Source organism: Cryomorphaceae bacterium (assembly GCA_007695365.1).
Lineage (GTDB): Bacteria > Bacteroidota > Bacteroidia > Flavobacteriales_D > SKUL01 > SKUL01.
Genome location: REDV01000035.1, coordinates 1 through 9437, shown reverse-complemented (window position 1 = coordinate 9437; position 9437 = coordinate 1). Strand labels below are relative to the sequence as shown.

Annotated in this window: 9 protein-coding genes; all 9 read right to left on the bottom strand. The window is 49.8% G+C overall.

Annotated elements, in window-relative coordinates; genetic code table 11:
- On the bottom strand, window positions 1-1433 hold a 1433-nt coding region (locus tag EA392_01005; protein TVR41883.1), incomplete at its 3' end, for an aldehyde dehydrogenase family protein.
- A gap of 27 nt (window positions 1434-1460) precedes the next feature.
- Complete coding sequence (locus tag EA392_01000) at window positions 1461-2450, bottom strand: hypothetical protein (protein TVR41882.1); 990 nt, start codon at window positions 2448-2450, stop codon at window positions 1461-1463.
- A gap of 1 nt (window position 2451) precedes the next feature.
- Entirely contained in the window at window positions 2452-3933 is a 1482-nt protein-coding gene (locus tag EA392_00995; protein TVR41881.1) for a biotin carboxylase, read from the bottom strand.
- Window positions 3930-6686, bottom strand: coding sequence for an ornithine decarboxylase (locus tag EA392_00990; GenBank protein TVR41880.1), 2757 nt, complete (start codon window positions 6684-6686; stop codon window positions 3930-3932). Before EA392_00990 ends, EA392_00995 begins: the two co-directional genes overlap by 4 nt.
- Window positions 6683-7099 (bottom strand): VOC family protein, encoded by a 417-nt coding sequence (locus tag EA392_00985; protein ID TVR41879.1) that lies wholly within the window; start codon window positions 7097-7099, stop codon window positions 6683-6685. The genes EA392_00990 and EA392_00985 overlap by 4 nt, the downstream gene beginning before the upstream one ends.
- A 206-nt stretch (window positions 7100-7305) precedes the next feature.
- Window positions 7306-7716 carry a GxxExxY protein gene (locus EA392_00980; GenBank protein TVR41884.1) on the bottom strand — a complete coding sequence of 137 codons (411 nt, stop codon included), beginning with the start codon at window positions 7714-7716 and terminating at the stop codon, window positions 7306-7308.
- A gap of 210 nt (window positions 7717-7926) precedes the next feature.
- Window positions 7927-8127 (bottom strand): hypothetical protein, encoded by a 201-nt coding sequence (locus tag EA392_00975; protein TVR41878.1) that lies wholly within the window; start codon window positions 8125-8127, stop codon window positions 7927-7929.
- 155 nt (window positions 8128-8282) lie between these two features.
- The gene (locus EA392_00970) at window positions 8283-9203 is read right to left on the bottom strand and encodes a carbon-nitrogen hydrolase family protein (GenBank protein TVR41877.1); all 921 of its coding nucleotides are present in this window, start codon (window positions 9201-9203) and stop codon (window positions 8283-8285) included.
- A 3-nt stretch (window positions 9204-9206) separates the two neighbouring features.
- The coding region (locus EA392_00965) for an aminotransferase class III-fold pyridoxal phosphate-dependent enzyme (GenBank protein ID TVR41876.1) at window positions 9207-9437 on the bottom strand (231 nt) is incomplete at its 5' end.

Here is a 9437-nt window from a genome sequence, read left to right as displayed (position 1 = left end):
ACCATCAACCTCCCCTCCGTCATTTCTTCCATCGCATATTTGATCCCCTCGCGGCCCAGGCCGGAGTCTTTTACACCGCCGTATGGCATGCTGTCGATGCGGAAGCCGGGGATGTTGTTCATGATGATGCCGCCCACCTCGAGGCGCTCGTGAGCTAATTTAAAATGGTCGAGCCGGTTGGTGTACACGCCCACCTGTAAACCGTAGTTGGAGGTGTTAACGCGGTCGATGCCGGTTGCAAAATCGCTTACCTTTTCAATCGTCGCCACGGGACCAAAGACCTCGGCGCAACTCACCTTCATGTCGTCAGAAGCGTGGGTGATCAGGGTAGGAGCGTAGAGGTTGTGCTCCGCACTCACAATTTTTCCGCCGGTGAGCAGTTGCGCACCGCCCTTTACAGCCTGTTGCACCCATTCATCAATGCGTTTGAGGTGACCGCTGTCAATGATAGGGCCAACCATAGTGTCGGCGGTATCGGGGTCGCCAACGGGCAGGTTTTCAATCTCCCGAACCAGCTCATTCACGAAGGCATCATACACTTTTTCGTGCACAAAAATGCGCTGCGTAGAAATGCAAATCTGCCCCGCGTAAATATAGGAACCCACGGCGACTTTCTTCGCCACGCCTTCAATGTCGGCGCTTTCGTCAATCAGCACGGCGGCGTTTCCGCCAAGCTCCAGGGTCACTTTCTTTTTGCCGCAGATGCTTTTCAGGTACCAGCCTACACTGTCGCTGCCGGTAAAACTCAGTTTTGCAACGCGTTCGTCGCGCACCAGTTTCTCGGCCACAGGAATATCGCAAACAAGGGCATTGTAAGTTCCGGCCGGGTATCCGGCTTCGTGTATCAGTGCGGCCAGTGCCAGCGCACACAGCGGCGACTGCGGAGCAGGCTTTACTACCACACTGCAGCCGGTGGCCAGGGCAGGTGCTACTTTGTGCAACACCAGGTTTAGCGGAAAGTTAAACGGCGTAATACACGCAATGACCCCGATGGAAAAACGACGCGTGAATGCGGTTCGGCCTTCGCCGGCACCGTAGTCGAGCGGTACCATTTCGCCCTCAAAACGAAGGGTTTCGCTCACGGCAGTACGCAGGGTAGTGAGGCAGCGGTCTATTTCATTGGTGGCGTAGCCGCGGGGCTTACCGGCTTCATGAATGATCAGATCAATAAAGGCCTCTTTGCGAGACTCCAGCAAATCAGCCACGCGGCTCAGCATGGCAGAACGCTTTCCGGCCGACCAGCGACGCATTTCTTCAAACGCCTTTCCTGCCGATACAATCGCGCGCTCCATTTGCGCTTCCGTAGCCTGTGGAATATTGGCCAGGGTAGTGCCGTGGTACTTGTCAACCACCCTGAGCATTTCTCCGCTTCCGGTGCTGATCCATTCGTTCTCAATAAAATTGTGCGGTTTCAGCACATCTTTGTAGGTCATGTTTCTTGTGTTTTAAGGTATCACCGGCTACGCTAACGTATCAGTCAGCGATTTCCGAAGGTTGATAACCAGTTTTTTCTCAGTAAAATGTTCAAACGATTGAAAAACCGTTTTGTGGGGCCACATCACCTTGGTTCGTAACGAAACAGGGTCGTAGCTGCTGGTGTAAAGCGTTACAAAATGGCGGTCGAAATTGCGTTGGTAGAGCGGGGGCTCAAAGAATTTGCGCTCAATTCCGGCTCGTGACACATGAGGCTCGGCAAGCGCTTCCTCCAGGTAAGCTTTGCGGTCTTTGGTTTTGGAAAGGGTGGCATACTCATGCCATTCAATGGATTGCTGGTGGTTGGTGGCTACGTGCGTTTGAAGAAAAAGCGGTTCACTGCCCGGCGAGAGATACACCGTGCTGAATGCACCCTGCGCATCAATCAGGGTTACGTTGTAAGCCATGTGTACGGGTATCCGCTTAAAAACCTCACTCGCTTCCTTCACCGTGACACAGGTTTCAAGAATATATCTCAGCACCAGCGGAATGCCAAAACCTTCTCCAATTATTTTCCTACCACCAAAGGTGAGCGACACCGCCAAACCGGACGCATTCATCCCATCGAGAACTCCCCAGTTGCAATCCGACATGGCGATAACAGGCTGAATCCAATGGGTATGAAGCTGAACGCCTTCAAAAAGCTTCGGGTCGTAGTCGTAGTTGCGAATAAGTGCAGGGCCATCCAGGGTCCACGCCAGTTGTGTACAACCGCGCATGTATGCCGGCGGACAGTACATACTCAGGTAGCGTGAGGCAATATCGCTACCCCCTGCAAGTTCGCAGAGCGACTCGTACACCTGCATCAGTTCGGGCATATACTCTCGTAGTTTACTGATACTGGTGAGGTAACCGGGGCGCGCCACATGCCCTTCCGACAAAAACCACTTTTTGTAGTAAGGCCAGGTCTTTTCAAACAGCTTTTTCCATTTGGAACCCGGTTGGTCTTCCGATACGCTATTGAGGGCTATCAGCATCTTACATCATCTTGAAGCCGCCAATTTCCTGCAGCTCCTGAACCATGTTTTGGTTGGTGGGGACTTCTGATTTGTACAACGCACGCAAACCGTTGATCCAGTTTTTTGCGCGTGGAGTGAGCTTAAAGTCATTTGTCATCAGTCGGTTGCGCATTACGAGAATTCCCATGTCGGCGCCTTCGTAAAGGTAATCTCCTTTGCGGCTGATGCGCAGGTAAAAGGCTTCGTTTTCGCTTTCCACTGCCCGGCGGTGGGTGTCCATACGGTCAAATTGTAGCGAGCCGTCTTCCTTCATCTTGTAAATGCCCGATCGCGGAGCCTCTGTTACGATCTCTACCGATTCGTCGGTGTGTTTAATTACCAACTGGCTCCATGAATCGATGTTCTCCTTTCGTGACCACCGGCGGTTGAGGCCCAATACACTGAGTTCATAGGGGCGGTTCATCCACTCCAGCAGGTGAAACAGGAACAACGGGGCATCTGACAGGGCAAACACCGCATGATTGGTGATGGAACTGGCTCCTGTAATACGCGGGTTCAGCTCTCCGAGGTAGATATCGTTGGTGTCTTCGTCAATCAGGAAGTCGAGTTCAAAATAGCCCTTGTAGCCTTCCTTTCGCAACTGATCACCGAAGAGCTGCGTGTACTTTCTTGCTTTCTGGCGAATAACGGGAGTGAAGGCATCGGCAAAAATCTCGTTTCCGCACCAGCCACCTTTGTAGGGGGTGAGTTCTTTAAAACCGACCAGTTCAGTCATCAACGGAGCCACAATGGTTCCGTGGCGCGTTACGCAGGCCTCGATGGCGGCACCACGACAGTTGATGCGCTTCATGATTTTCACTTCTTTCTCTGCCGTAATTTCATCCGCGTGCTTATTCCATTCCTCTTCGTTCGACACGAAAAAGGTGGTGTGCCCGGAATCTCCAAATGGAAGCTGAATCACGAGGTCCGAGCCGAGGTGGGCAGACTTTTCAGACAGCTCCTTGTAACTCTTCACATTGTCCAGAATGTACGGCACGCAGGGTACACCGGCTTTTTCGGCAATGCGGTTGGTGTTCACCTTGTTGTCCATAAACTGGCGCATTTGGGCCGAGGGGAAACACACCTCCAGGTTGTTGAGCCGGGCCAGTTCTTCGGTTTTATCATCAAACATCAAAAACAGCGCTTTGCCTTTCTTTCCGGCGTTTCGCTTGTTGATGATATCCACCACCTCTTTGTGTTCCAGAAGGTAGTTGTTGATGTCTTCAATGCTCTGAAACTCTTCGTGCGGCATTTCCTCTTTCGGAACGAACACGTTGGGGTGCAGACCGTCAAAACAATCAATGTAGCAGATATACCTGAATCCTTTTACCCATTCGTCGGCGCCGAGCAAATTAAAATTGGTGGCGCTGATAAAGTAGATGGGGGTTTCATTTTTGTAGAAGAAGCGACGGATATCCGACACTCCCCGAAGCGGTGTTTGTTTTCCGTTCTTTTTGCTCATGGGGTTGGTTTTAACGGTTTTTGAATGGGTGAATGGGCAGAATTTTTTCGCGCGGCCATCATGGCGGTTGCGTGTTTTTTACGGTGAAGTACGCTTTCGCGGAAAATGCGTAAACCCAGCTCCGGTCGGTATCCGTGTACTTCCTTTACATCAAGTTTTATCAGGAAGTTCAGGATGGCTTCACTCACCACCTGCCCCGGAACCAGAATCGGAAATCCGGGCGGGTAGGGAATCACAAAAGAAGCCGATACCAATTCACGGCCTTTTTCCAATGCTTTGAGCGCCGGTTTAAGTTTGAGGTATTCGCACTTCTCATCATCGTATGAAAGAAAGAATGCTTCGCGCAGGTTGCCACCGGGAACCCCGGGCACAGCCTGAAAGGATGCGTGAAAGTGACTGAAATCGGGTAGTTCGGGTGCTTCCTGGGTGAGCGACTTGATTTTTCGCTTCAATATCTTGAGCTCCTCGCGGTTGAGCGACTGAAACTGATCTTCCAGTTGCCGGGCAATTTTAATGAGTACACCAATGAGGTAGGCCAGTGAGCCACGTGTGGTTCCGATATTGGTCATAAACAGCACGGAGTTGCGGCTTGTTTTATTGATCTGGATACCAAATTGATCCATCAGGTACTTGTTCTTGAAAGTGTCGCCATCCACACCGGTTTTGCCGATGAACAGGTTTACCTTGGTGGGGTCGAGCACAAACTCGTCACTGGCAAAGGCTTCCTCCATTCGGGTCCAGCCTATGTCGGGATTGTAGTACTCTTCAATGCCCGATTTGCGGTATTTCTCAGGGATAAAATCCTTTACTGTAAGCACGTCAAAATACTTACTGAGCAATGGATGGTTCACCACTTTGCTGCGCAGGGTCATGGCCATTTCCACGCTTTTTTCCACCATTTCGAATCCTTCAAACTCTACTTGTCTTCGGCCGGCATCGAGCGATGCAAGAATCTGGTAATTAGGCGAGGTAGAGGTGTGGGTCATGTAGGCTTCGTGAAAAGCGTCTTCGGCTTTTCGCTCAAACAGCTCGTCCCAGATATGAATCATAGAGCCCTGCCGCATAGACGACAATGTTTTGTGTGTACTTTGGGTTGAGTACACCCGGATACGCACTTTGTCGGGATCGGGAAGCGTTGGCACAGCTCCAGGTGTCAGGCTGGCCATCATTTGGTTGTAGGTGTCGCGGTAAGATGCACTTTTGTACTTCTTGTAGAGTTTGCGCGCTACGTACATTCCGGTGCGCTGCTTGTAAGTGTGCGTAAACCCGGCAAAGGCAAACCATGCTTCGTCCCATAGGAAAACCATATCGGGTTTAATAGCCAGCACTTCTTCCATTACACGCTCCACATTATACACCAGTCCGTCGAAAGTGCAATTGGTAAGCAGCAGCATTTTCACCTTATCGAGCCGGCCGGCAGCCCGCAAAAGCAACAGTTTGTTTTTGATCTCGCTCAGCGGAACGGCGCCATACATGGAGTATTCCTGCACAGGATAGGAGTCGAGGTATACCGGGTAAGCACCCGATTGCACCAATCCGTAGTGGTGTGATTTGTGGCAATCGCGGTCAATCAGCACCACGTCGTCGGGGCGCACCAGTGCCTGTTGCACGATTTTGTTTGCTGTTGATGTTCCGTTGGTTACGAAATAGGTTTTGCGCGAGCCGTAGGCCTTCGATGCTTTTTCCTGCGCGCGCTTAAGCGTGCCTGTGGGTTGCAGCAGGGAATCGAGACCACCGGTGGTAGCTGAGGTTTCTGCCAGAAAAAGGTTGCGTCCGTAAAAATTGCCGAAATCCTGTATCCATCGCGACTTAAACACAGAATTTCCCCGGGAAATGGGCATGGCGTGAAAAACGCCGGTTGGCTTCTGGCTGTATTCCATCAACGCTGAAAAGAAAGGGGTTTCGTAGCGCTCCTTGATGCCGCTCAATATGGTAAGGTGAAGCTCTTGTAAAGCTTCCTTTCGATAGAAAATTCTTCGGAATAGTTCTACAGCTTCATCATCGAGATCAACCACCGGTGTATCGGTAACATAATAGAGGTCGAGTTCGGGCCTCAGGTCGCTGAGTACGGCGCCCAAACGCAAGCCCAGTTCATGTTCTGAGCGATCGGAATAAGGGTAATCTTTGAGTCGCTGTACAAAAGTTTGCAGGTTGCCCAGGTCTTTGTGCGAGGCAAAGGGCATTCCGTAACGGATCACCACCGCCTGAATATTGGGGTTAAACAGCACTGCCATCACGGCATCCTGAAAGGTGCCTGCACTGATGGCATTGTACACAAAAGAATCAGCCTCACCCCGAAGTTTAGTGAGTTGTTCGTGAAGTTGATTTGATTCTTCAGCTCCAAATCCATCGGCGAAAAGCACCTCGAAGTAATTGGGGCGGGCTTTAGCGAGGTGAAGGTCTCCTGGGGCCTCGGCACTGTCTTCATCACCCTCTGCCGACATTTGCTCGCGGTATGCATCGCTCACAAGACTGCGTACACACGCGCTTACATCATGGGCCAGGGCGGCGTATTCTTTGGCCGAAAAACGTTTTCTTAATTCCTCAAGTTTGGGAATACCCGGATAGGCATAGTATTGTTCCAGCGTTTCCAGGCAAGCAAAGGCCTCTGCCACCTCGGTTTTAGCAGTTTTATCGGAGGATTTAATCTCAAGTCGGAAAGCGTACTCTTTGAGCCGATACCAACAATCGCTGCGATATTGCGCAATGTTGAAGTAATGCTTATCGGGGTGATGGGCCGTAGTGTTGCTCATGAGGTTGTTTTACTATGCAATGCCAATTTGTTTCCTTCGGGATCGAGAAAAAGGGCAAAGGAACCGCTTTCGTCATTGATAATGGTGCGCGCCATCAGTACCCTGCCACCGCCGCTTTCTACACGGGCCAGCATGGCATCCAGTTCATTTCCTGCGTTGAGATAGAGAATGGGGCCACGGTCGCTCGGTTCACAGCCTTCACCAAAAATCACGGCACCACTTACTCCGAATCGGTCCGGAAAGAAGGCCATGCAGTAGCCGTTCATTTCCATGCATTCCATGTCAATCTGATACAGGTGATTGTAAAAAGCAACGGCTCGGTCAAAATTCTGTGCCGGAATTTCAAACCAGTTGATATAGTGATCAACCGTACTTTGCTCAGGCGGCTTGTTCTTGGGTGCTGGTGATTTCATGGTTTTTCAATGGGCCCCCAATTTTAAGCATTTCAACGGAATGGCAGACGCAAAAAGCAAACATACTGCCGGCCGTCTGTGGCCTTGAATTGAGAAGGCAATAAGGTACGGAAATTAATTGATTGTGGCGGAACGCACAAGGGGTTGCAGAAGAATATTGTGGGCTTTTTGTTGGTGGAGGGAATTCTGCTTTGTCTCAACCATGATTATGCTTGATTACTTCGATGGCTTGATTTCATTTGGTCCTTACTGTTGTTGTTGTGTACCCGCTTAAACTGAAGGCTCTTTGCCCCGAAATTGATCAGCAAGCCAATTTCTAAATCATAGGCTTCTACGTAGTTCATGGCTTGCGCTAAATGGACATCTTCCAATTGAATTACAGCTTTGATCTCAACCATAATTTTGTCCTCTACGAAAAAATCAACCCTTCTGGTTCCCACATCATAGCCTTTGTATAGCAAGGGCATTTCTTTCTCTCTGGCAAAACCTATGTCTTGTAAATTCATTTCAATGGCCAAAGCTCTTTGATAAACTACTTCTTGGAATCCATTACCCATGTGCTTGTGGACTTCCATTGCCGCTCCAATTACCTTGTGAGTGATTTCTTCGTGTAACATAATCATGCAATCTTTAAACCATGAAAATCAAGGTAGAGACACATTTCATTGCACTAAAATAGCGTTTTTCGGTAAGCCGGGCTTTTCGCTATAATCGAGCGGGCTGCTGTGCGGTGAATGATGTGTTTTTTATTTGTCTCAACCATGATTATGCCTGATTATTTCGATGGCTTGATTTCTTTTGTTCCTGCAACAGATTCAAGCAATCCTTCAATCATGAAAATCAAGGTTAAGACAGCTTTCGTTGTACCAAAATAGTACTTTTCCAAAAGCTCTTCTCTGGGGCAAAATCCATTGTGTTTTTGTGTGGTAATGCTGCGCTTTTTTCGTCTCAACCATGATTATGCCTGATTTTTTCGATGGCTTGATTTCTTTTGTTCCTGCAACATAATCAAGCAATCCTTCAATCATGAAAATCAAGGTTAAGACAGCTTTCGTTGTAGTAAAATAGTACTAACCTCCCTCGGAGTCACTCGTAGAGGACTCCGAGGACCATTCTCAATACCAGCTTAGCTTAAACCGAATACATATAAAGTCAGCATGTAGGATCCATCTACAAAACCTCCCTAACTCCCATCCTGTCCCGGAAATTCATCCGGGGGCGGAACGTGTTCGCGGAGTACCGTGGTGATTTGCTGCAAGCGCTTGGGTTTGATGAGTTCGCCCAGCTGGTTCAGGTAGGGGAGGCTGAAGTCTTTGTCGTAAATGTCAAAATGCACTTTTCGGTCGCGGAAGCTTTTGAGCGGTTGGCCCAAACGCAGTATGCCATGTTCGCGGCTGCGGCGCACGCGTGCCATGTCCACTTCAATCGGAATCATCTCGGGTCCGGTGCTGGCCTGGTAAAGAATTCTGCCGTCGGGTCCACACACAATCGAGCGGCCCGTTCCGCCGTCACCAAGACCATTGATATCAAAAAAGAAACACTGGTTGGTGGCGGCCGTGGCCTGAACCATGGCAAGCTCTACGTCGCGGTCAATCGTACCGGTGAGGGTGGGGTGAAGAATCACTTCCACACCATTTACCGCAAGGGTGCGCGACGTTTCCGGAAACCACATGTCGTAACAAATACTGAGACCAAAGCGGCCCACATCCGGAATGTCGAAAATCAGAAACTCACTGCCCGGTTCCACGCCCACTTCGTAGGGGTAAAAAGGAAACATTTTGTCGTAACGCCCAATCACTTCACCGTCGGGATTGATTACACTGGCCGTGTTGTAAATCTTGTCATTCTTTTCCTGGAACATCGTGCCGGGAATCAACCAGATATTGTACTTTTTAGCGAGTTCACGAAATTCATCTTCTGTACTGTTTGGAAATTTCTGTGCGTAGTAGGTGAGCGGGCCAAAAGCACACAACTCGCTGAACATCACCATCTGCACCCAGGGGTATACGTTCATGAGCACCTCCAGTTTGTGTTTCATCATGGGCACGTTGCTCCCGCTGGCCGATACTTCCATCTGGATGCCGGCAATAGAAAATGGTTTCATAGGCTAGTGAACGATTTTTTTGAGTTCTTCTTCCATGATATCGAGTCCTTTGTTGAGCAATTCATCGCTGATTACCAACGGGCTCAACACGCGCACAATGTTTTTGTGGGTACCGGCGCTTAGCAGAATCAATCCGCGCTCAGAGCAGGCCGCAACCAGTTTAGCACAGGTTTCCGAATCGGGATCCTGCGGGTCGTTGTTTTTAACAAACTCCAGCGCCATCATGGCTCCCAA